The organism is Streptomyces sp. NPDC042364, from assembly GCF_056437585.1.
The window spans coordinates 55,364-76,016 of record NZ_JBWKAJ010000024.1; the positions used below are offsets into that span (position 1 = coordinate 55,364).

Genomic DNA, 20,653 nt, shown 5'->3' on the forward strand with positions numbered 1-20,653 from the left:
GCCCGCCGCAATCCTCGACCCGACTGGGTCATGCAACGACGTCTCGACCTCGGCCACCGCATCGCCGACTTACGGCGACAGGCGGGGCTCTCACAAGAGCAGCTGGCCCATCTCGCGGGAATGGAGCGGCGGAGCATTCAGCGCTACGAGAACGCGCGGCGAGATCCGCAGTACTCCGACCTGCTGCTCATCGCTCACGCCTTGCGGGTGCACGTGACTGACCTCCTGCAGTAAGCGCTGCCTGTTGACCCGAGTCAACACCGCCTACCCGGAGTAAGGGAATCCATACTCCGCATATATCTGTGCTGGCCCCACACATTCTTTGCAGGCCATCGACACCCCGCGAACCCTTGGCCAACGGTCACGCCGTGCGCTCGGCGAGCTGCTGGTATGCCTCGTCGCACGCGGCGTTCCATGCCCGCCACAACTGCTGGCCGTCTTGGCACCGGTCGCGGTCGACGTCGCGGCATCGGGGGCACGTGGTGGCGTGGCGGCTGTAGGCGGTGTGGGCCTGCTGCATGGCCGTGGGGCGGGCGGCCGGCGCGGGTAACGGGTTCGGCCGGCTACCGGCTTCTGGTGGGGCCGCGGGGTCCGTAGGCTCGGTCATCGTCGACGCTCCGATCGTCGGCTGCCTCCCGGATGCTGGGCCGCGTCCGGGGGGCGTTTGTGTCCTGGTCAGACGTTACCGCCCTATGCCACCACATGGGGCCACATGGTGCACCCGGGGGCCTCCTATCCGCGCAGGTGGGACCAGGCAGTCCTAGGTTGACGGCATGGGTGATGATCACGGATCAGTAGTGGATCCGAGTTCGCCGGTGTACGTATATGTGCAGGTCGCCGACGCGATCGAGGCTGATGTGCGGTCCGGGCGCCTACCGGTGGGTGCGCGCCTGCCCGGGGAGCAGGACCTTGCGGCCCAGTACGGGATCGCGAAGGGCACGGCGAGTCGCGTCGCCCGGGAGCTGCGGGACCGCGGGCTGGCAATCACCGTGCCGAACAAGGGAACGTTCATCACCGAGCCGCCGCAGCCTCCCGGCGAAGGCTGATTGTCAGAGCCGGGCCGTAGGCTTTGCCGTATGCCTCCCTCCCCGCCGCCGCAGGGTCTTCTGCGGCCTTCCGCGGTCGTGAATGCGGAGATCCGCGCCCTCGTCCGGGCGTGCGGGGGCTGGCTGTATGGGGAGGCGCGGGATCGGTATGCGCTGCTCGTCGCGGAGTGGACTGTGGCGACGGCTGCTGAGCGGCGGCGCGTGGAGGTCGTGAAGGCGGCGTGACCGGGCCGCGTAGTATCCCGCCGTGGCTGACATTGATTTCCCCGACGATCTGATCGAGCTGGAACGTTCCGCCTGGGCGGCGATCCAGGCCGGTACGCTCACGCCTGGGCAGGCGAGCGCCGTGCAGGACCGGGTCACCGAGTGGGCTGCGGAGGCGGGCCTGGACCGGCACACCGCGGAGATGGCGCTGAAGCGGGCCGTCAGGCACACGCTGGCCGAGGCCTGACCCCGGACAGCCGTCCGCCCCGGTGCATCACGCCGGGGCGGGGGTTCAGCTCACGCAGCCAGCATGCGCTGATGTGTTCCCTTCATGCTACGAGCGGCCACTGACAATGCGGGGGCGCGTCGACAGCTGGTACTCGCCGACCGGCCACGCCTCCACGGCGCGCCGGGCGTTCTCGCGGAACTGGGCCAGGCTGGCGACGGCCGAGCGCAGTGCGGGCGGCGTCTCGCCGTCAGCGCGCCGGCCGCGGGCCACCTGGGCGAGCGCGCGCTCGGCGTTCGGGTACGGGCGGTACGACATGGACGTCTCCCTCTGCTCCAGCCCAGGATGGCAGACCGTTACGGCTGGTCGGGCCAGCTCGTCAACACGGTGTCCGTCGCGGTGTCTGTGAGGGTGATGCGGGCGCCGTCCGCGTTGCCGTGCCCGCCGATCCGGCGCGTGAACTTGCCCCGCGCGGTGGCCTCGCTCCCCCACCAGCCTTGCATCACGCGGCGCCCGCCGGAGGTGAGGGTGAGGTGGTAGCGGCCTTCCGTGTCCACGCTATGTCTCCGCTCGCATGCCTTTGATCATGCAGGTGCGGCAGGAGTCCAGCCAGCGGAGCCCGCGCACGTCGACTCGCCGGGTGGCTACCGCAGGCGCCCCGCAGGCCGAGCAGGCGCGTCGGGCGGGGCCGGGGTTGATGCGGGCCTGGTAGCCGGAGTGACGCAGCGGGCCGTCGGGCGCTGGCTCCAGCATGCCCGGGTCGACGCCGAGGGGCGCGAGCCAATGCGTGTCGTCGATCACGGCCTGCCCTCCTTCCGTCGCCCCTGCTGCTGCCGTCTGTCACCCTAGACCCTAGAATCGAACACGTGAACGACCGCCCGTCATCCCGCCTCGACCTGCTGCGTTTCCTCGAGCGTGTCCAGCAGCGGGACCTCGACCGCACCAGGCGGTGGATCGCGGACGAGGAGCGGCGCGAGGCCGAGCGGCGTCGCGGCGAGGAGCGCCGGCCTCCCGCGCCAGCATGGCTACTGGAGCCGGGGCTCAACCGGGACGCACCACCGGTCTACGTCCACGAAGGCCACTGCCATATGGCAGGCAAGCGGTCGCGTGGCATCGGCCGCAGCGACGCGCTCCGCTGGCTCGCCGAAGGAGTACCCGCCTGCACGCACTGCCGGCCGGACTCGGAGCTCGGCTACCTCGACGGCTGACGGCAGCCGCAAAGCCTCCCGTGGGGAGGAAACCGGGAGGTGCGGCGGGCCCCGCCGTATGCACGGCAGGGCCCAACAAGGGGACCATCACCCGGGGGTTGGCTCCGATCCCGCACCCACACCATGCACCACAATCCAGCCACGGCGATAGATATCGGCCGGTGGATTCTTCAGACGCCGCCCCTCGCTGTCCGGGCCTTCGCCACCGACTCCTCCAGTGCGGCCATCAGATCCACCACCTGCCCCGCCCCGGCGGCCGGCTCCGGCACCTCGGGCAGGTCACGCCCTTCACGCTTGGCGTCGATGACCTGCTCCAGGGCCTCGGTGTACCGGTCGACGAAGTCGTCGCCCTCCAGGCTGTCGAGGGTCATGCGGTCGATGAGCTTCTGAGCCCACTCCAGCTCGTCCTTGTCGAGCTCTACGGGCGGTGGGGCGAGGGCGGCCGGGTCGCGGATCTCGTCATCCCAGTGCATGGAGTGCAGGACGATCGCGTCGTCGCGGATCCGCAGGAGGCCGAGGCGTTCCCGGCCGCGGAGCGCGAACTTCGCGACAGCCGCCTTACAGCTCCGCTCGAGAGCCTTCCGGAGCAGCACATACGGTTTCCCGGCGACCGGCCCGTCGGCCTCCAGGTAGTAGCCGGGCCCGATCCGGATCGGGTCGATGGACTCGTAAGGCACGAACGCGACGATCTCGATGGCCTTCGCCGTGGGCAGCGGCATCTCGGCGAGTTCCTCGTCCGAGACGGGGATGAGCTGGTCCTTGGACCACTCGTAAGCCTTCCCGATCTCCCCCTCGCTGAGGGTCTGCCCGTCGAGCTCGCAGATCTTGCGGTAGCGGATCCGGCCCATGTCCTCGACGTGGTACTGGCGGAAGCTGACGCTATGGTCCTCGGTTGCGGACGTGACCTTGATCGGGATCGTGACGAGCCCGAAACTGATGGCTCCGCTCCAGATGGCGTGGGGCATGGCAGACCTCCGCATGCAGCCCCGAGCAGCACCAGCCTACGACTCGGCCCCCGGGGCGGGCACGCGGAGCATGGGAACCGCATGTTGCGCACTGCCGTCGAGTACCACGGTTAGTCGCACCGGCTGTCGGCGACTTCCTGTACGGGTTCCGCGGGGTCTTGTCGACTCTTCGCCATGACCCTGATCAGGTCCAGAAGTGCCCACCGCTGCGAATCTGGCAAGTCGGCGACCAGGACCAGTAGCTCAGCTGCCTCGCCAGATGCATCCCACGGCAGGCGCAGCCCGAAGAACTGCGCAGCGGCCGCCTCTTGCAGGCGTACCAGCTCCAGCCGCAATCCAGCCGACAGGGCGCCCAGAACCTCGACGCTCGGCGCAACGACCGGCGCGCCGGTCTCCAGCCGATGGAGCCACCCAGCTGATACGGTCGTTTCCGAGTCGGCGTCCACAGACGCAGCGGCCAGAGCGTGGTACGACAGCCCCAGCTCCCCGCGGCGCGCCTTCACCAGTTGCAGCAGCTCATCCGCCACGAAGCCCTCCACCCCGTCCCAGAAGCCCGCCTCGACGGGGGATGCGAGGCGAGCGCGCGAACAGTGTGGCATGGGGCGGCTACCGTCGGCGCCACCCTGGTTTCCCGCCCATGGGGACACTGCCCGTCGTCCAGATGCGAGACCCCTTGCTCAGTTCGCGGCGCTCAGCGGCGAAGTCCTCGTACATCTCCTGCGCGTATTGCTTCACCTCGTTGAGCGACTCGCCGTCCGCCCGCCAGGTCTTGCCGGTTCCCATCGCGCTCCACAGCTCGACGTTCCAGTCGGGCGGCTCGCCGAGCGCGATGCCCTCTTCGTCGAGTGGAACGTTCTTGATCTCGCCGATCCAATCCTCGCCGTCGTACAGCTTGAGGTGATCGGGGTCGCCGGTGTCGCGGATCTCCAAGGTCATAGTCCAACCCTCCTCATGTGAGTCGGAAGCGGGCGGTGATCCCGCCGAAGAGGGCTTCGGCTGCGTCAACGTGGGCAGCGTTGCGTTCGGCCCGGTCTGTCGACGTCTGCGCGAAGCCGTCCCAGGCCGAGCCGTACTGCTCCTCCATGCCTAGCAGCACGGCGGGAGGGCGGCTCCGGTAGGCAGCGAAGGAAGGCGCGTCTCGTAGGCCCTCGGCCGTGTTGCAGCTGGTGCACAGCAGCCCGCGAACGAGCCCGCTCTGGTGGCAGTGGTCGACGAGTAGGCGTTCCGGGCGTGCGCTGCACATGGCGCATGCCCCGTCCTGCCACCGCCGGAGAGCCTGCGTCGCAGATAGGTGGGGCGGCACCTCACCGTCAGGGACGCGCCAGGCGTGACAGGACGGGATACCTTGCCGGTCGAGGAGTTCGGCAGCGGCGAAGTCGGGGCGCCTTTCGGTCGTAGTCCCCAGCCATTTCAGCTCGGCGGCGTCTCTCCGCCGAACTTCCTCCAGCGCATCAGCGGCGGTCATGGTCACAGGCCGATCCCCCTCATCGGATTCTCCTCGCGGGCGTCGACGACGCGGATGTACTCCAGGACTTGCGGAGAGCCTTCGGCCCAACGGCCCTGGTTGCGGATGGCGGAGAGCGGCGCCTTGTTCTTGTACGCCTCGCCTGCGCCGCCGGCCCGGAAGCCGTGCGCCGTGTAGGTCAGGTCGTCGCCTGGGAGCACACGGGCTGCTCGCCGCTGCACCATCTCGTTGATGGCGTCTCCTGACATCGTGTCGTGGGTGATTTGGCCCCACTGGTTGATGGCGCGCAGGAGCCGGCCAGTGATGATGCCTCGTTCGGCGAGGGCGGCCTTGTACGCGCGGACGACCCGGACGGGGTCGGTCTCGTTGTGGACGCCGCGGGGCACGATGACTTCGGCGCCGTCGCCTTCCTGGTCGGTCTTGGATGAGCGGATGAGGATGGTGAGGTCGCCTTCCTCATCCTCGCGGACGTCTTCCAGGTGGAGGCCAGCGAGTTCGGATCGGCGGGCCATCATGGTGAAGCCGAGGATGAAGATGACGCGGTCGCGGAGTCCGGCGAGTGTCTTGGGGTCGCAGTCGGCGATGAGTAGTCGGAGCTTGGCCAGGTTGATGGCGGGCGCCTTGCGCTTCCGTGTGCCGCCTTCGGACCGCGCCTTCTTGTAGCCCTTGAGAACGCGCAGGGCGGCGACAGTCTCTGGACGGTCGCGGTGCCCGGCCGCGCGGTGCGCGACCCGGATGACGGCGATGGCCTGCTCGATGCTGGACGGTGTCAGGGTGCGGCCGGTGCGCTTCGACGGTGTCACGGTGAGGTGCCGCACGTACTGGGCGAGAGTCTGCGCGGTGGCAGGCAGCGGGGTCCGGTCCTGCTCGGCGCACCACTTCTCGAAGGTTTCCCATTGGCGACTGTAGGCGCGCGTCGTGTTCTCTGGGATGGAGTCTGCGATGGCCTGCCGGGTGTCGTCCGACAGCTCAAGATCCCGCGGCGAATGCACGGTGTTTGCGGGAGCGGTGCGGACGAGTTCGCCCTCGACGGGTTCGAGGTCGGTCACGTCTACTCCTTCACCGTCGCGGGCTGCTGCCGAAGGCGGGCATTCTCTGCTTTGAGGAGTGCGACTTCGGCCTTGGCGTCAGCGAGCAGTTCCCCCAGCCTCCCGACGGCAGCGACTGCGCGGCCGTCGGCTGCGGTGAGGCTGCGGGTGTAGTCGTCGAGGGCGGCGTTGGCACGGACGGCACTCAGCCCGGCTCGGCAGAGGTATGCGATGAGTCGTGCGCGGGAGTCGTCAACCATGCTCCAGGGTACCGTTTCTGACCGCTGATAAGGAAGGTTATCCGGGGTTAGAGCGGACTCGAAGGATAGTGGTAGCACATAAGCCATAGGACGTTATGCGCTACCACCGTTGCCCCCACGCTTGAAGTCGGTCGAGGGAAGGGCAGGCTCCTGGAGTTGATTCACAACGAAGGGGCGGACATGCCAGAGCTGAACTACGAGGCACTGCAGGCGCGGGCGCTCGACAACGTCGAGCAATCCTGGGGTGCGTCCGGTGCCGGGCAGAAGGAGGCGGAAGCGCGGCTCCTCGCCATCGCGCAGATCCAGGCTCTCCTCTGCGTTGGGGCAGCGCTCCGCGACGTGGCCGCTGCGATCCGAGAAGGGCAGTAGGGACAGCGAGCCGCCCCCGCTCCCCAGCCGCTGTGAGGCGGCGAGGGGGCGGGGGCGTCGTCGTCGGGTCTGGGGTTCAGCACATCTTGTAGTCGGCGGCTGAGGAGTTGTACGAGCAGGAGTCAGCGAACGTGCCGCTCGCCTTGTAGACCCACGCCTTGTCGCTGGTGTTGCTCCACACGTACCAGCCGCGGCCCCAGTACAGGTGGCCGGCGCTCTTGGTGCCCTTGCCGGTGTGGACCTTGACGGTCTTCCCCGCGCTGATCTTGTAGGAGGGGAAGGTGTAGACGAACCCGGCGTTGTCCTCGACCGTGTAGCCCTGCAGTTGGATCGCCGAGCTTGAGGTGTTCTTCAGCTGGATGTACTCGGCGTTCAGCGAGGTGTTGCTGCCGGTGTCGCTGCCGGGGCTGTCGTAGTAGATCTTGTAGACCTGGATGGCGCTGGCAGCTTCGGCCTGAGTAGGCAGCAGCGCGAGGCTGGCTGCGGCGGCGACGGCAGCGGTGCAGGCGCGAGTTCGGGTGAGGCGCATGGGTGTTCCTTGCGGATCGTGCCGGGGACCCCCATGGACCCGGCGAGAGCGATCACACTACGGGCGGTAGGCCGCAAACCTCGCTGGGTTGCAGATATGAGACGAAAGGTTCGAAGACTCGAACGCGGCGTGATCCACTCACCATCGTCGTCTGGCGGCTGGGGCCCGAGTGCACGTGCTTCTGTGTCACGGCTCGGTGACACCGTCCGTGCTTCCTCTGCTGCGGGTCTACGGTGTCGGCACGTTCGACCTTGGGGGGATCATGCGTGTTCGCGTGACTGCAGCCACTGCTGCCCTGCTTCTTGCCGCTCTGACCGCATGCGGCGACGGCGCCGCGTCGTCGAAGCCGGAGTCGGAGCCCACGACGGAGGCCGTGCCGACCGAGGAGCCGACACCCGGGACGGTCGAGAAGGGGATGAAGCTCGGGACGCCGGTCCGGACGACCGGCGATGGCGGCACAGGCGTCCTGGAAATCACGCCGGACACGGTGGTGTTCACGAAGGAGGGCGGCGGGGAGACCGCGGCCAACGGGGTGTTCGCCGTGGTGACGATGAAGGACAAGGCGATGACGGCCGTGGCCGCCGACGAACCGGCGCCGATCAGCGGCGGGGGCTGGAAGTGGATGGCGCCGGATGGGGAGATGATCGGCTTCGACAGCGGCAACTCGACGAACGTCGTGATGGACAAGTACAACAACTCAGACCCCGTACAGCCAGGCGGCTATCAGTGGCGGTCGCAGGTGTTCGACCTCAGGCCGGCGCAGGCGAAGGGCGGCACACTGATCTACATCGACGGCGAGGAGAAGGCGTTCCGCTGGGAGATGCCGTCCACGGACAGCGGCCCGAACGTGGCCGAGGTGAAGAAACAGCTGGAGTTCTGACACAACGAAGCGCCCCTCTCCCCCGCCGCCGGTGAGGCGAGAAGAGGGGCGCTGCCATCTGGTCAGGCCGTTTTCTGAAGCCACGGCCAGTCTGCGTCGCGTCCGGCTTCAAGGAGCGGCACCATCCGGAAGGCGGCGTCGGTGAGTCCGCCGAAGCAGTGCCTACCCGTCTTGCCGCTCGGCATGGCCCCGGCCTTGTAGCCGGCCATGTTCCAGAGGTAGACGGGGATGGTCTTCGGCACGAGGTCGTCGATGGCTGTCTCCTGCATGCCGCCGTGCCGCGACATGTTGGAGGGGAGCCAGCCTGGTCGGGTCTGTTCGTCGGTGACGATGACGATGCGGTCGTGGGCGAACCAGTGCTTCTTGACGGCGCTGGGGATGTCGGTGCCGTCGATCTGCCCGTACTGCTCGATGAGCTTGAGGACACTGGCGCCCTTCGCGACCTCCAGATGCTTGGACTGCCCGCCGAACTCGACGAGCGTCGGCTTCTCGGCGCGCAGGGCGAGCGCGGATCCGAACACTGCGGCCTGCTCGGCGAGGGTGATGTCCGAGCTGTTCGGGGTGGAGAAGCCGTAGCCGGGGAACATCGACGGCGAGCGGTCGACGAGGATCAGCGTGCTGCCCTTCAGTCGGGGCACGTTGGCGAGGCTGTGATTGAGGGCCCGCTCGAGGGCGTGCGCCCACCGCAGGGACGGGGCGTGCTTGTAGGCGGCCCACCAGCGGAACGGGAACATGCGGGACGCGTTCACCTGCGCCGGGTCGGCGAACCGTGCGCAGACCTGGGCGGCCACCTCGTCGGAGACTCCGGCCTCATCGAAGTTCCTGAGGTTCCTCGCGAGCGCCATCAAGCCCATGGACGGGATGATCGCTTCCCAGGCCGCCTTGTCCATAGGGCCTTGGAGCCAGCCGGCCACCGCCTCCCACGTCATGCCAGCCGCCTCGAAGGTCGGCGCGAGGTCGTGGTTCTCGAGCATCTTGCGACGGTCCTGGACCGGCCACGCCGCGATTTCGGCCCGGCGGCGAAGCGTCTTCAGCGGCTCGGGGATCTCGTCGGCGTTGCCGTGACGTCGGTCGAGGGCGTGCTGGAAGAGGTGGCCCTGCCACGGCTTGCCCGGGTCGGGGCTGGCGTGGACGAGGTTGAGGACGTCGCCGAAGCGGTAGCCCGTGGAGTCGGTGTCGTACTTCAGGAGGGATCGCTCGGTGTACAGCCGCTGGACGGCGTCGGCGATGCCGCGCTTCACCGGCTTCGGCAGGCGGCGGCCGTACTTCGAGGTCCAGTAGCCGAGCATCTCTCCCGGCTCGTCGGCGCGCTGGAGTACGGCGTCGATGGCCCGCCGGTTCCATCCACCGCCGTTGGCCGCTGCGGTGAGCGTGTCCGGTACAAGGTCGCCGGTCGCGGCGGCGTCGAGGCGAGCCTTGACGAACTCGGCGGCGCCCACCAGCGCGACGGTGCGCATGTTGCCCTCGCCGCGGAGCCACCCGAGGAGGCCGACCGTCCAGGCAGGGTCCTCGACGGCGAGCTGGCGGATGAGCTGGGTGTAGCGGTCGTCGCGCTGGCCGCCCTTCTCGTAGAAGGTGTCCTGGTTAACGAAGTTGGAGACCGCGAGCAGGAACAGCTCGGACTTGGCGTCGCGGAGGTGCCCGGCGGCGCCTTCGTGGGTGCGGGCCGTCTCCCCGGTGGTAGTCACGGGCGAGTGGACGGCGGGACGGGCACTGCGCTGGTTGAAGCGCGACATGGAAAAGCCCCTCACTTGGGAGGGGAGGTTCAGCAGTGGGGTGCCCGAGATCAGATCGGCTAGGGGAACGTAGCGCTCTGGGCCGCTGAGCTACCAACGCTGGGGGCGTCGGACGGGATTCGAACCCGCGTCTCTCTCTTAGCAGGAGAAGTACCCCTGACCTGCGCACCGGGCACCCCCGATGCTGTGCCTCCCGAGATCAAGTCGGCCTGCGGCGGCACTTTTCCAAAGAAGTAGCCGCGGGCCTGCGCACCGGGAGGTGCATGAAGTTGTGACCCCCACTGTAACCGGTACAACCGGTTATGAGTCCAGTGGATAGCCGCAACTCGTGCACCGGACATGGCGAAGCGCCCCGCCGCCGTGTGGCAGCGGGGCGAACGTCAAGCGAGGTTCAGGAAGTGTCGTCGTCCGGAAGCGGCGGGAGTCTCGGTTCGAGGAACGGCCGCGGCGACAGCCAGAACGGCGTCTCGTCTTCTTCAGGCACAGGGCCTCCTACTTGCCGGAGGGTTCCGGCTTGTCCTTCTTGGTCTTCACCCACCGGGTGACCGCTTCGACTGTGGCTGCGTCGAGTCGGGCGAGGGCCTGCACTGCAGCGCGGTCGGCGGCCGTGGCGGTGACGCCAGCATCGGCGAGCGCGGCTGTGAGCGCCGCTTCCTCAGCCTCGTCGGCCGGCGTCGGCCTTGATGGCGGATCGGGTCTTGCCGACGGGGTCGGCTGGGGTGGAATGCGGCCCATCTGCTCGAGAGTGCCGGCGTCGGCGGCGCTGGTGTCGGGTCGCGGCGCCTGGGCTGTCACCTTCATCGGCGGTCTCCTTCGTGGATACCCTGTCCTTTAGGGCGGGGAGGATACGAAGCTCCTGCGGAGCAGGGCAGGGAAAGCCGGTTCGCCGCCAGGGGGGACCGGCGCCCCCCACCGACCAAGAGCCGCCGTTAACACGGGGGCTGATAGAATGTAAGGCATGGCGCAGCAGGTCAAGCGGGCTTTCAAGTACCGCTTCTACCCCACGGACGAGCAGGCAGCTGAGCTGTCCCGCACGTTCGGCTGCGTGCGCCTCGTCTACAACAAGGCGCTGGAGGAACGCACGCGGGCCTGGTACAGCGAGCAGCGCCGTGTCTCCTACGTGCAGTCCTCCGCCGCACTGACAGAGTGGAAGAAGACCGAGGAACTCGCCTTCCTGTCGGAGGTGTCCTCCGTCCCGCTCCAGCAGGCGCTCCGCCATCTCCAGACGGCGTTCGGGAACTTCTTCGCCAAGCGCGCCAAGTACCCCCGGCACAAGAGCCGGAAGAAGTCCCGCGCGTCGGCCGAGTACACCCGCTCCGGCTTCAAGTTCCGGGACGGGAAGCTGACGCTGGCCAAGATGTCCGCCCCGCTGGACATCCGCTGGTCGCGTCCCTTCCCCGAGGGGGCGGTGCCGACGACGGTGACCGTGTCCCGCGACAGCACCGGACGCTGGTTCGTGTCGATGCTGTGTGACGATCGCATCGCTCCGGCCCTGGCCACCACGAACGCGGTCGGCATTGACGCGGGCATAACCAGCCTCGTAACCCTGTCGACCGGTGAGAAGGTTGCCAACCCGAAGCACGAGCGCCGTGATCGGGCCCGGCTCGCCAAGGCGCAGCGTGAGCTGTCGCGGAAGGCGAAGGGCTCGGCAAACCGGGAGAAGGCCCGGCGCCGTGTCGCCAAGGTCCATGCGCGGATTGCTGACCGGCGCCGGGACTTCCTGCACAAGCTGTCGACTCGTCTCGTCCGTGAGAACCAAACGGTCGTGATCGAGGACCTCACCGTCCGCAACCTGCTAAAGAACGGCAAGCTCGCGCGCGCCATCTCGGACGCGTCGTGGACGGAGCTCCGCTCCATGTTGGAGTACAAGTGCGCCTGGTACGGGCGTGAACTCGTCGTGATCGACCGGTGGTTCCCCAGCTCGAAGCTGTGCGGAACCTGCGGTACGGTCGCGGCGAAGATGCCGCTGAACGTCCGGGAGTGGACGTGCGACTGCGGCGTCGTGCATGACCGCGACGTGAACGCGGCACGCAACATCCTGGCCGCCGGGCTGGCGGCGTCTGCCTGTGGAGACGGTGTAAGACCTCAACGGGAGTCATCCCGGGCGGGGCGGTCGTCGGTGAAGCAGGAACCCCAGCGGGCGACCGCTGGAATCCCCCGCCTTTAGGCGGGGGAGGATGTCAATCACACTCCAGTTCGGTAATAGCTCTCCACGTCTTCGGGTGGAGCTTCTGGGGTGCCCTCCAGCGCGACGACCTGGTCCCGCAGGCGCAGCGCCCATCGGCTGATCGACCACAGCACACCGCGGGTCCGGGTCTGTTCGGCGCGAAGGTCGACGCATTCCTTCTCCAGGCGTTCCACCGAGGCCTGAAGCACTGACAGGTCGACCTGCCGTTGGGTCGGTGCAGCGTTGATGCGTGCTGCGGCGCGTGTCCCACGGTATGTCAGTACTGCCATGGTGATCACGCCGATGACGCTGATGCACGCGCCGACAACGCCCCAGATACCGCTCATCCGGGTCTCCCCTCAACCACCCGGCCGAGGGGTCCGGGTGATCCGGCCTCAGGTGGAACTCGTGAGGCGCACCAGATCACCCCGCAGTGCGACGTCATGTACCAGGCGAAAATCCACAGGCCGCGGCTGTAGTCCCCGACGACGCCGGCCCAGCCGTAGGCGAATGCCCACAGGGCGGGTGGCACGGATGCGGCGACGAAGCCCCAGCCGTCGCGGCCGAATCGCAGCCACGCGGATGTGAAGGTGGTGATGCCAGCCAGCACCCATATCCACGCCCAGCAGTGCAGCGGCGCGTACCGAGTGAGGAGCGTCAACCCCATGCCGGGTGGCGGCTCGATGATGAGGCCGATGCCCCAGCAGACTTTGCCGACGCCCATGAACACGAGGAATGGCCCGCGTCGGCCGAGGTGACCACTGAACCAGCTGGCCACCCGGCGCCGCACCTACACCCTCCGAACGGCGCCGCCCGCTGGTGCCGTCGGGGTCGACGGGGACACCTGGCCGCGGGTGATGAACATGAGCACGGCGAGGACAACGCCGTTGACGGCGGCTGTCGTGGTGGGCGCTACCTCGTACCCGAAGGCGGCTACTGCGGAGGCGATGGTCGCCACCAGGGTTGTGAATGCCTGTACGGCGATCGGCCGGGTGAGTGCCGCGGCGATAGCGCCGAGGATCGCGGACACGCCTGCTACCGCCCAGCCTGCCTGTTCCTCGGTGAGGCCGACGTTGAACGTGACGACGAGGCCGAGCACAGCGGACAGACTGTTCAGCCAGAGAGCGGGCTCCCTGCCGAGGATGGTCTTCATGAGGTTCTCGCTTCCTGCTCGGCGAGCCACCGCCGCACGAGCTGGTTGTGGCGGGCATCTGCGAGCGCGTTGTGCTCGCCGGCCTCCTGCTTTGGCAGGTCGTCCCAGGACAGGCTGAGTCGGGCGCGCTCCTGCTGGATGTCGTTGGTGAACATCGGCACGCCCTCAGGCAGGTCGATCATGCGACCCCACAGTTGGGCTAGGCACACGTGGTCGTAGGCGCCGTAGTTGGCCCAGAGCTGCACGTCGGGCCCGGCGGCACGGATGAAGTCCATGACCTCGTCGGCGATCCGCTCGCGCCGCTTCACCACGGGGTCTGCGTAGTCGAACAGCCAGGACTTCGGCACGTGGTTGCGTCGGTCTCCGTGCCCCTTCGGCAGACTCGGGACGACATTCTCCATCAGCCACCTGTGCTTGCGGATCTTCCGCACGGGCATGTCCCGGCTGACGGCGTAGTACTCGCGGCCGTCGTCACACACCATGCCGATCGAGATGAGCTCGATGGTGCGACCATCCTCCAGGAACTCCAAGTCGTAGTACAGGTTCAAGACGGTAGAATCCTCTCATGCTTGAACAAGAGGGCACCTGCTCGACCGAGGACTGCGAACGGCCGATCCAGTACAAGGCGCGCAGGCTGTGCCGACGCTGCTACCAGTACTGGTGGCTCCACAGGCCCGAACGCCCCGCCTGTCGAGTGGACGGCTGCGAACTCAAGGCCCACACGGCTGACCTGTGCAGCGGCCACGCCAACCGCCAACGACGGCACGGAGACCCGCTCGCCGGGCCGGGGCGCGGTAGCCCCGGCGTCAAACGAGGTCGCCGTTCGCTGGAGGGCCGATACGTCACCAAGGCTGGCTACATACGGGTACGGCGTCCCGATGCCGTCGGCGACAACCTCTGGGTTCTGGAGCACCGCCTCGTCATGGAACGCCACTTGGGCCGCCCCCTTCGCCCAGACGAGAACGTGCACCACAAGAACGGCGACAAGCAGGACAACCGGCTGGAGAACCTGGAGTTGTGGGTCAAGTTCCAGCCCAACGGTCAGCGCGTCGAGGACATGTTGGCCTGGGCTCATGAGGTGATCGCCCGGTACGGGTCGTAGTCGATCGCGGTCATGCGGCACTCGGCCCGGACACGTCGACGTCGACCTTGATGACGGCGTCCTTGATGGCCTGCTGAACCGCGGCGACCACAGCCGCCGTGTCCACGTCCTCCCCGAGCTGGTTGGCGAGCGCGACGATCGCAGCCGTCTGCGCCGCCTCCGTCGCCGCAACCTTGTCGAGCCGCTTCAGAATCTCCGTCTGCACGCTCGACAGCGTCCACGTCGGGTTCGTGGCCGGCGCCCCCGGAACGGAGATGACCCCGTCCAACGTGAGCACCGCCTTCGCGACTTCGGCAGGTGTGGGCATGTCGTCCTCCTCGCTGGCGGTGGCGCGGGCGACGATGCCCGGGAACACCACCTCACGGAACTGCTTGATACGGGCCGCGCCAGGGCAGGCGGTCCCGCTGGTCGACCACTGGGGGAACATCGAGTGGTAGCCGTATCCGGGGTCGTCGTGGGTTCGGCAGATCCGCAGCGGGATGTTGTGCTGCTGGTGGAGCCAGACGCCGATGGCGATCAGGTCCTCGACCTGCTTGTCGTTCCACGGGTCCGAGCCCTGCAAGTTCGACGCGGTCTCGACGGACACCGCGCCCGTGCCATCCGGCCGCCTGTTCGCGCCGGCGTTGGCGTCCGCTCGGGTCTCGGTGCCGATGTACTGGCCGACGTCGCCCACATAGTCGACGCCGAAGTGGGACTCCAGGTTGGTGCTGTCGCGCCAGTACTCGTAGACCCGCTTCGCGGTCCACGGGGCGATGATGCTGTGCATGATGAACTGCGTCGGCCGGATCGCCGCCTGATCGTCCGACTCGGGTTGCAGCTCCATCTTCACGGCGCCCGGATACCAAGCCATGGTCTGCCTTCTCTCAGTAATCGCAGGTCGTGCCGACGAACTGCGCATGCTCCAGCGGCCAGTCATCGTTGTGGTCGTGCCACACCTCCACGCCGACCCCCTGGCCTGCCTTCCCGGCGAACGGCCACGTGACGGTCTGCCACGAGCGGCCCGGTGTGGCGAGGCGGTCGTCGGCGCCGGTGTCATCGCGGACACCGTGCGGGTCACGCACGAAGCGGGACATGATCTGCCGGGGGCGGAGGTCACCTTCGGGGATGGTGATGGCGGCCCAGCGCAGGTTCCGGCCCCAGGTGAAGCTTCCGTCGAACGGGGGCATGATCAGTGAGTAGTCGCGGGCCATGAACCGGTCGTTGGCGAGCACCTTCTCGAAGGTGACCAGCGTCCATGTGGTCGGCCGGATGATCTGCGGTTTGTCGCCGCGGTACAGCTTGCACTCGGTAGCCATGGCGGTCCTCCCTACAGGCTGCAGAAGACGCCGTTGAAGCTCACCCACGGCGGCTGGATCTTCGGGGTGGCGGTCGACGATGTGGTGCCGACGATCTGGATGTGACCGGTGGTGGCGATGTCGATCTTCACGGAGAGGACGTCGGAGTTCGTGGTTGAGCAGGCGCCCGTCAGGGAGCGCAGCGACGTCGGCCGTGCGGCGACAGGCAGGGCGGTGTTTGTGACGACACCGCCATTCGCGATCACCGACGGGGAGCCGGAGTAGGTGACGTTGATGCCGCCCCGCAGCATCAGCGTGTTCTCCCCGAACAGGTTCACAACCCGGTACTGCAGGTTGCCGTTGCTGTTGCCGTTGTTGCTGAACCCGGCCGCGAGGCTGACGTTCGTCCACGCCTGCGTACCGGAGGCGATCGCCACCCACGCCGTGCCGTCGTACACGGTGAGGGTTTGTTCGCTGTTCAGCCACGCTGTCATGCCTGCGACTGGCGCGGTCAGGGTGGCGTTGCGGGCTGAGGCGGTCGCGAACCGCATCACTGTCTGTCCGGCGATTCTCAGCAGGCCGTCGCCCATGACCTTCAGGTCGGGGACGTCTCCGTAGTCGAGGGCTGTGAAACCCTGCCCGAACGTGTCCGTCGTCGGCACGGTGGCCTCCTCAGACTTCCTCGATGTGACGCCGAGACACCGCGGTCTCCTCGAACCTCAGGCCAACCGTCCAGCCGTCCGTCTTCAGCGCGTCGTAGACAACGCCGAGCCAGCCGAGGACGTCCTCCTCGGAGGGCTCGGGGCCTTCCACTCCGAGGGCGAGCTGCCCGGCCAGGGACACGTTGGTGCCGTCACCGAGATCCTTCGTCGCCGACACCTTCACGCTGGTCGGCGCTATCGGGAACTCGGGTGCGGTGGGGGTGCTCCACTGCAGGGGCATCAGGTCTCCTATGCGATTCGGGTGGCTCGCATCCACGAGCCCTGGCCCATCCGGGTGGCGGTGGCGCTGCTGGTGACCTGCGCCCACTGCAGGGCGCACGTCCCCCCACTGGTGGTGATCACGGTGGCTTCTTCGAGGGCGGAGCACTGGTTGGCGGCATCGTTGCGGGTGCCGTAGATGCAGTTGGTGCCGAAGTTGTGGACTCCCCAACGCCCTGTTCCGCCAGACGAGCCGGACAGGATCACGCCCTGGTCAGGGCCCACCGCGGACCTATTGCCGGCCGCGGAGGCGGGCACCGTCCACGCCGTTTTGATGCGGGCGGTGTCGGTGGCCGCATAGTGCAGGTGGAACTCGACGACGTACACGGCGTTCGCGTCGAGGGTGACGGTGAGGTCCGGGTCGTCGGTGAGGGTCGTGGTGGACGCGCGGTCGGTGTGCGCCGACTTGTACCGGTAGAGGGGCAGGCCGAGCGGCGAGGCGGCGGACGCCGGCCGGCCGACCGCCCACCAGTTGCCGGTGCCGGACTGGACGAGGAGCGCCTGCTCGCCGACGGTCGGGTTCTGGTAGGACTCCAAGCGGCGGGCTCGGATGCTGCCGACGTCGACAGTTCCCGGTGTGACGCCGACCGCGGTGACAGTGCCGGACTGCACATCGGCGCGGCGCACATCAGGGTCGTCACGGCCGGCCTGAGCGGCGGCTGCGGCAATGGCGGCGGCCACGTCCCTGGGGCCGGCCATCAGGTGTCCTGCTTTCCGCCGATGGTGGCGATGGTGATGGAGTCGAGGCCGAGGCTGATCGAGAAGGACTGGATCTGCTGCAGCTCGCGCTGCCCGTCCTCGTAGGTGACGCGCAGGACATCGCCCGGCTCCAGGCACGGGTTCGGCAGCGACGTCAACGACACGGTGGCGGTCGGCTTGAGGGCATCCCGCAGCAGCTTGGCCGCCGCGGCCTGCGCCAGCCCCGAGTTGATGATCGTGGCGGACGAGTAGAACTTCGGCACCCGCCCAAACGGCCCCGATACGTAGGTGGGGCTGGTCGGATCAGTGTCCGAGGCGGTAGCCGACACCGCGGCGACGTTGTCCTCCGCGTTCTCGCCGCTGGCGACAACGACGTTGTACATGCCGTCACGGGAGAACGACCTGCTCGCGGAGATCAAGACACCGTCGGCGCCGGCATCAACCTCCCAGGCGACCGCAGCGGTCAGCATGTCGGGGAGCTCGGCGATAATGAACTGGCCGTCGGCATCCGCATAGACTTCGGCGCCGATCGCAGTGGCGCACTCCTGCACTGCCGCCCATCTGTCGCCCTGCGCGTCCCACGTCATCGTGCCGAGCGTCGCGTCCGATGCCCTGTTCACCACCACCGCGCCGGGTATCGAGTCCTGGATCAGCCCGGTGATCGCGGTGACGGCGGCGGTGCCGCCCCGCGTCGTGTACGGGGTGAGGAACTTGTCGTCGGCGATCTGAGCCTCGAGGCCCGAGCCGTTGATGGTGACCGGCCCGAGCGTCGGATCGCCGTCGATCGAGTCGATACGGAACAGGCCCAGCGGCACCGACTCGACGCTGCCGTCGCCGTAGACGACGCCGCGGCGAATCAGCAGCCGACCCCCGTAGATCGCCGACTGGGTCGGGAGCGTCATGGGGATGAGGCTCGTGTCCGGTACCGTGACCGTGCACGTGCGGCGCACGGCACTGCCACGGTCCACAGTCACACTGCCATCGGTGTGCTCCAGCGTCTGAACGACGCCGTCAGCCCGCAGCAACTGCACCTGCGTGTACGGGACGTGCGACTCGCGCAGCGCCGGCAGGAACCGGGCCGAGGGGACGGGATACACGAGGTCACCCGCCTCTCAGCCTCCGGTGCGCTGGTCCAGAACCAGGTCGAGAACGGTTGCGTAGCGGCCGATCAGGCTGAGAGCGCTGGCGTTTTCGATGCCCACGTCCCGTACTGTCCACGTCGCCGAGCCGCTGGTGCCGCCCGTGGGCCGGTCCACCTCGGTCAACGGCAGCGTCCACTCCCGCCACGCCTCCGGCGCGAAAGGGCTGACCCGGGGGAAAGACGTCTGCGCGACGGACACGTACACGTCCGGCTCGCCCATTCCCGGCGCTGACTGCCACAGCAGGACGTTCCCGGTCGCCATCAGGAACCGCATGGCGTCCCGCTCGTCGTCGGACTGCGTCCACACCACCAGCGATCCTTCGCGGCCCGACCGGATCCGCGACAGCACCACCGCGTTCTGGCGGCCTGCTGGCCTCATCACGTTCTGCTCGATGGGCTGCTGCCAGTCCGGGGCCAGTTTCACCAGCACCCGCCGGTTGAGCTGCGGGCGGAGCGGGTCCTTCAACCACGCGTAGTTGATGTCGCCCGGGTCGATGGTGAGGACGCTGGTCGTCCGCCATGCGGCCAAGGCACCGGTGGTGGCGCTGTAGAACTCGATCCGGTACGAGAACGGCACCCCCAGCGGCACCTCGTAGTCGGTGATGACGGACGTATCAGCGGTGGACGACAGCAGTTCGATCAGCCCGGACGGTCCGCGCACCAGTGTTCTGGATCCGTCGTCGAGGACCCGGTAGACGGTCATCAACTGAGAGGTGTTGATCTCGCGGAGTGTCAGCTGCGCTGATGCGGTCGCATCGTCGACCTCGACGGCCGTCGCCGGCAGCACCTGCAGAAGCTGCACAAGGTCGAGTTGCAGGGTGCTGCTCGCCGAGGTGGCGGTCAGCGTGTAGTCGATCTGGGCGAATGCCGCGTTCGCAGGGGCTGTGAAGTCCTGCTGCAGGATGTACCAGAGGCCGTCAGACGGTATGCCTGCGGCGACACTGGACGTTGTGCTGATCAGGCTCAACGCCCCGTCGAACCAGCGGACCGAAGAAGCCAGCGTCCAGCCGCCGGCCACTCGTTTCGCGGACACCTTGAGCCGCCAGTTCACGCCGCCCGTCACCGCGTACTGGCCCGAGCGGATCGTGCTGGCCGTCGCCGTGCCGCTCGTGACGGTGAGGCTGTAGCTGCCCTGGTAGGTTTGCGCACCCCACGGCGTGGAGCGGGCGAGAGTCGCCACCCCGGACGGCACCGTCCACTGGCCCACGCCCTGCTCGAAGTTGGCGTCCGAGTACAGCACCACGCTGGGGTCAGGGGTGCTGCTGACCGTTGAGGTGGTGCGCTGTTTGACCACCGCGCCCTCGCTGCGCATCACCTGCCCGGCTGTAGCAGACGTGATCCCAACGGCAAGCGACGCCGTGGCAGCGCCGACAGGGGCAACTGCGGACGCTGTCTGCCGGTACCAGTCCGGTCCCGGCGGCGCGAGGATTGAGCGCGTGGCCTGGATCTGGGTGCCGACCGAGTTGTAGAAGCGGAGTTCCACCCAGCATGTGGATCCGACGGTCGGCGGACTCAGGTAGGCGTACCCGAAGTACTCCACCCCCGGCGTCACCGCGGGCCGCTCGGTGCACAGTGCGGACGCGTTGCCGTTCGCCGTCACCGTCAGCGTGAGGACTTCGCCACCCGAGTAGTACCAGTCGACCGGCCAGGACGCGACTGGCGCGGTGCGGGAGAGGGTGCAGTTCGCCTCGGCCGCCCACGTCGTGCCGCTGATCTCCTGCTGCTCCGCGTCGAACGACAGCAGATTCAACGCAAATCGCAGGGGATAGCCGAAGTAGACGTTCTCGAAGTAGGTGTTCTGGTTGCCTGCGGTTGCTGTCGCGGACACCAGCACCTGCGCGCGGGCCGCCCCGACAGGTGCCACCCCGCCGACGGAGATGCGGTGCCACGTCGCCGACGCGGCGGCAGTCGTCAGCGACCAGGTGATGGAGATTTCCGTGCCGGAGGAGTTCAGCCAGCGGATCCCGATCCGCTCGGGGATCGTGGACCCGCTGGCGTCCGCGAACGTCCAGTAGGTTTCGCCGACGGTGACGGCGTAGGAGGAGTAGGTGCGGGCCTGCATCTCCCCAGACGCCGTCGACCTCATCTGCACGCAGCCGTCGCCGTTCCTGCCGCCCGCGCCGAGCAGCAGCGTGCAGTTCAGCTTGGCCGCCCACCCGGAGGTGTTCGGGTCAACCGACTCGGTTGTCACCGACAAGAAGTTGCCGGGGATCGCCACCGG

General features: G+C 68.1%; 32 protein-coding genes, 1 tRNA gene and 1 pseudogene. 8 read left to right on the plus strand and 26 right to left on the minus strand.

The window, feature by feature from the left end; genetic code table 11:
- Nucleotides 1–30 precede the first annotated feature (30 nt).
- Nucleotides 31–234 (plus strand): helix-turn-helix domain-containing protein, encoded by a 204-nt coding sequence (locus AC067N_RS33075; protein ID WP_478682607.1) that lies wholly within the window; start codon nt 31–33, stop codon nt 232–234.
- 127 nt (nt 235–361) lie between these two features.
- On the opposite strand, the gene AC067N_RS33080 is transcribed toward AC067N_RS33075, so the two are convergent.
- The gene (locus AC067N_RS33080; protein ID WP_478682608.1) at nt 362–520 is read right to left on the minus strand and encodes a hypothetical protein; all 159 of its coding nucleotides are present in this window, start codon (nt 518–520) and stop codon (nt 362–364) included.
- A 307-nt stretch (nt 521–827) separates the two neighbouring features.
- On the opposite strand from AC067N_RS33080, the gene AC067N_RS33085 reads away from it, so the two are divergent.
- Together AC067N_RS33085 and AC067N_RS33090 are read left to right on the plus strand one after the other, a co-directional pair.
- A complete protein-coding gene (locus AC067N_RS33085; protein WP_478682609.1) occupies nt 828–1,046 on the plus strand; it encodes a GntR family transcriptional regulator in 219 nt (72 codons plus the stop codon).
- Between the two features lie 247 nt (nt 1,047–1,293).
- On the plus strand, nt 1,294–1,497 hold the full coding sequence (locus tag AC067N_RS33090) for a hypothetical protein (RefSeq protein WP_478682610.1): 204 nt from the start codon (nt 1,294–1,296) through the stop codon (nt 1,495–1,497).
- Nucleotides 1,498–1,584: 87 nt separating this feature from the next.
- Here AC067N_RS33090 and AC067N_RS33095 read toward each other — a convergent pair whose 3' ends face one another.
- From AC067N_RS33095 to AC067N_RS33105, 3 genes are read right to left on the minus strand one after another with little or no spacing between them, the layout of a single operon-like run.
- On the minus strand, nt 1,585–1,794 hold the full coding sequence (locus tag AC067N_RS33095; RefSeq protein ID WP_478682611.1) for a hypothetical protein: 210 nt from the start codon (nt 1,792–1,794) through the stop codon (nt 1,585–1,587).
- Nucleotides 1,795–1,832: 38 nt separating this feature from the next.
- Nucleotides 1,833–2,033, minus strand: coding sequence for a hypothetical protein (locus AC067N_RS33100; RefSeq protein ID WP_478682612.1), 201 nt, complete (start codon nt 2,031–2,033; stop codon nt 1,833–1,835).
- Nucleotide 2,034: 1 nt separating this feature from the next.
- A complete protein-coding gene (locus AC067N_RS33105) occupies nt 2,035–2,277 on the minus strand; it encodes a hypothetical protein (protein WP_478682613.1) in 243 nt (80 codons plus the stop codon).
- A 65-nt stretch (nt 2,278–2,342) separates the two neighbouring features.
- Between AC067N_RS33105 and AC067N_RS33110 the strand changes: the two genes are divergently transcribed.
- The gene (locus AC067N_RS33110; RefSeq protein ID WP_478682614.1) at nt 2,343–2,684 is read left to right on the plus strand and encodes a DUF6233 domain-containing protein; all 342 of its coding nucleotides are present in this window, start codon (nt 2,343–2,345) and stop codon (nt 2,682–2,684) included.
- A gap of 170 nt (nt 2,685–2,854) precedes the next feature.
- Here AC067N_RS33110 and ku read toward each other — a convergent pair whose 3' ends face one another.
- The 7 genes and pseudogenes from ku to AC067N_RS33145 all read right to left on the minus strand — a co-directional run bounded on the left by ku (nt 2,855) and on the right by AC067N_RS33145 (nt 6,402).
- Nucleotides 2,855–3,649 carry a non-homologous end joining protein Ku gene (ku, locus tag AC067N_RS33115; protein ID WP_478682615.1) on the minus strand — a complete coding sequence of 265 codons (795 nt, stop codon included), beginning with the start codon at nt 3,647–3,649 and terminating at the stop codon, nt 2,855–2,857.
- A 110-nt stretch (nt 3,650–3,759) separates the two neighbouring features.
- The gene (locus AC067N_RS33120) at nt 3,760–4,176 is read right to left on the minus strand and encodes a hypothetical protein (RefSeq protein ID WP_478682616.1); all 417 of its coding nucleotides are present in this window, start codon (nt 4,174–4,176) and stop codon (nt 3,760–3,762) included.
- A gap of 79 nt (nt 4,177–4,255) precedes the next feature.
- Nucleotides 4,256–4,585 (minus strand): hypothetical protein, encoded by a 330-nt coding sequence (locus tag AC067N_RS33125; protein WP_478682617.1) that lies wholly within the window; start codon nt 4,583–4,585, stop codon nt 4,256–4,258.
- Between the two features lie 13 nt (nt 4,586–4,598).
- Nucleotides 4,599–4,733: a hypothetical protein gene (locus AC067N_RS33130; RefSeq protein ID WP_478682701.1), complete on the minus strand. Its 135-nt coding sequence runs from the start codon at nt 4,731–4,733 to the stop codon at nt 4,599–4,601.
- Between the two features lie 51 nt (nt 4,734–4,784).
- A pseudogene (locus AC067N_RS33135) lies at nt 4,785–5,114 on the minus strand (endonuclease domain-containing protein); the annotation flags it as partial.
- A gap of 2 nt (nt 5,115–5,116) precedes the next feature.
- Nucleotides 5,117–6,163, minus strand: a complete 1,047-nt coding sequence (locus tag AC067N_RS33140; protein WP_478682618.1) for a site-specific integrase — start codon at nt 6,161–6,163, stop codon at nt 5,117–5,119.
- A 2-nt stretch (nt 6,164–6,165) separates the two neighbouring features.
- Nucleotides 6,166–6,402, minus strand: a complete 237-nt coding sequence (locus tag AC067N_RS33145) for a hypothetical protein (protein WP_478682619.1) — start codon at nt 6,400–6,402, stop codon at nt 6,166–6,168.
- Between the two features lie 180 nt (nt 6,403–6,582).
- On the opposite strand from AC067N_RS33145, the gene AC067N_RS33150 reads away from it, so the two are divergent.
- The gene (locus AC067N_RS33150) at nt 6,583–6,771 is read left to right on the plus strand and encodes a hypothetical protein (RefSeq protein ID WP_478682620.1); all 189 of its coding nucleotides are present in this window, start codon (nt 6,583–6,585) and stop codon (nt 6,769–6,771) included.
- 76 nt (nt 6,772–6,847) lie between these two features.
- Here AC067N_RS33150 and AC067N_RS33155 read toward each other — a convergent pair whose 3' ends face one another.
- Complete coding sequence (locus AC067N_RS33155) at nt 6,848–7,300, minus strand: lamin tail domain-containing protein (RefSeq protein ID WP_478682621.1); 453 nt, start codon at nt 7,298–7,300, stop codon at nt 6,848–6,850.
- Nucleotides 7,301–7,508: 208 nt separating this feature from the next.
- Between AC067N_RS33155 and AC067N_RS33160 the strand changes: the two genes are divergently transcribed.
- Nucleotides 7,509–8,180, plus strand: coding sequence for a hypothetical protein (locus tag AC067N_RS33160; RefSeq protein WP_478682622.1), 672 nt, complete (start codon nt 7,509–7,511; stop codon nt 8,178–8,180).
- 62 nt (nt 8,181–8,242) lie between these two features.
- Here AC067N_RS33160 and AC067N_RS33165 read toward each other — a convergent pair whose 3' ends face one another.
- The 3 genes from AC067N_RS33165 to AC067N_RS33175 all read right to left on the minus strand — a co-directional run bounded on the left by AC067N_RS33165 (nt 8,243) and on the right by AC067N_RS33175 (nt 10,717).
- Complete coding sequence (locus tag AC067N_RS33165) at nt 8,243–9,916, minus strand: TROVE domain-containing protein (protein ID WP_478682623.1); 1,674 nt, start codon at nt 9,914–9,916, stop codon at nt 8,243–8,245.
- A gap of 100 nt (nt 9,917–10,016) precedes the next feature.
- Nucleotides 10,017–10,093: transfer RNA gene (locus AC067N_RS33170), tRNA-Ser, on the minus strand.
- A 315-nt stretch (nt 10,094–10,408) separates the two neighbouring features.
- Nucleotides 10,409–10,717: a hypothetical protein gene (locus AC067N_RS33175; RefSeq protein ID WP_478682624.1), complete on the minus strand. Its 309-nt coding sequence runs from the start codon at nt 10,715–10,717 to the stop codon at nt 10,409–10,411.
- 157 nt (nt 10,718–10,874) lie between these two features.
- On the opposite strand from AC067N_RS33175, the gene AC067N_RS33180 reads away from it, so the two are divergent.
- Nucleotides 10,875–12,083, plus strand: coding sequence for an RNA-guided endonuclease InsQ/TnpB family protein (locus tag AC067N_RS33180; protein ID WP_478682625.1), 1,209 nt, complete (start codon nt 10,875–10,877; stop codon nt 12,081–12,083).
- Between the two features lie 17 nt (nt 12,084–12,100).
- On the opposite strand, the gene AC067N_RS33185 is transcribed toward AC067N_RS33180, so the two are convergent.
- The 4 genes from AC067N_RS33185 to AC067N_RS33200 are packed head-to-tail and all read right to left on the minus strand — an operon-like array spanning nt 12,101 to nt 13,784.
- Entirely contained in the window at nt 12,101–12,430 is a 330-nt protein-coding gene (locus tag AC067N_RS33185; protein ID WP_478682626.1) for a hypothetical protein, read from the minus strand.
- Nucleotides 12,427–12,861, minus strand: coding sequence for a hypothetical protein (locus tag AC067N_RS33190; RefSeq protein WP_478682627.1), 435 nt, complete (start codon nt 12,859–12,861; stop codon nt 12,427–12,429). Before AC067N_RS33190 ends, AC067N_RS33185 begins: the two co-directional genes overlap by 4 nt.
- A gap of 12 nt (nt 12,862–12,873) precedes the next feature.
- Entirely contained in the window at nt 12,874–13,236 is a 363-nt protein-coding gene (locus AC067N_RS33195) for a hypothetical protein (RefSeq protein WP_478682628.1), read from the minus strand.
- Nucleotides 13,233–13,784, minus strand: coding sequence for a 3'-5' exoribonuclease domain-containing protein (locus AC067N_RS33200; protein WP_478682629.1), 552 nt, complete (start codon nt 13,782–13,784; stop codon nt 13,233–13,235). Before AC067N_RS33200 ends, AC067N_RS33195 begins: the two co-directional genes overlap by 4 nt.
- A gap of 17 nt (nt 13,785–13,801) precedes the next feature.
- Here AC067N_RS33200 and AC067N_RS33205 point away from each other — a divergent pair, with 17 nt between their 5' ends.
- Nucleotides 13,802–14,338, plus strand: coding sequence for an HNH endonuclease (locus AC067N_RS33205; RefSeq protein ID WP_478682630.1), 537 nt, complete (start codon nt 13,802–13,804; stop codon nt 14,336–14,338).
- Between the two features lie 10 nt (nt 14,339–14,348).
- On the opposite strand, the gene AC067N_RS33210 is transcribed toward AC067N_RS33205, so the two are convergent.
- From AC067N_RS33210 to AC067N_RS33240, 7 genes are read right to left on the minus strand one after another with little or no spacing between them, the layout of a single operon-like run.
- Entirely contained in the window at nt 14,349–15,188 is an 840-nt protein-coding gene (locus tag AC067N_RS33210; protein ID WP_478682631.1) for a peptidoglycan recognition protein family protein, read from the minus strand.
- Nucleotides 15,189–15,201: 13 nt separating this feature from the next.
- On the minus strand, nt 15,202–15,633 hold the full coding sequence (locus AC067N_RS33215) for a hypothetical protein (RefSeq protein WP_478682632.1): 432 nt from the start codon (nt 15,631–15,633) through the stop codon (nt 15,202–15,204).
- 11 nt (nt 15,634–15,644) lie between these two features.
- On the minus strand, nt 15,645–16,274 hold the full coding sequence (locus AC067N_RS33220) for a hypothetical protein (RefSeq protein WP_478682633.1): 630 nt from the start codon (nt 16,272–16,274) through the stop codon (nt 15,645–15,647).
- A 10-nt stretch (nt 16,275–16,284) separates the two neighbouring features.
- The gene (locus AC067N_RS33225; protein WP_478682634.1) at nt 16,285–16,554 is read right to left on the minus strand and encodes a hypothetical protein; all 270 of its coding nucleotides are present in this window, start codon (nt 16,552–16,554) and stop codon (nt 16,285–16,287) included.
- 8 nt (nt 16,555–16,562) lie between these two features.
- Entirely contained in the window at nt 16,563–17,291 is a 729-nt protein-coding gene (locus AC067N_RS33230; protein ID WP_478682635.1) for a hypothetical protein, read from the minus strand.
- The gene (locus AC067N_RS33235; RefSeq protein WP_478682636.1) at nt 17,291–18,388 is read right to left on the minus strand and encodes a DUF5047 domain-containing protein; all 1,098 of its coding nucleotides are present in this window, start codon (nt 18,386–18,388) and stop codon (nt 17,291–17,293) included. Before AC067N_RS33235 ends, AC067N_RS33230 begins: the two co-directional genes overlap by 1 nt.
- A 15-nt stretch (nt 18,389–18,403) precedes the next feature.
- Nucleotides 18,404–20,650 carry a hypothetical protein gene (locus AC067N_RS33240; protein WP_478682637.1) on the minus strand — a complete coding sequence of 749 codons (2,247 nt, stop codon included), beginning with the start codon at nt 20,648–20,650 and terminating at the stop codon, nt 18,404–18,406.
- Between the last annotated feature and the right edge of the window lie 3 nt (nt 20,651–20,653).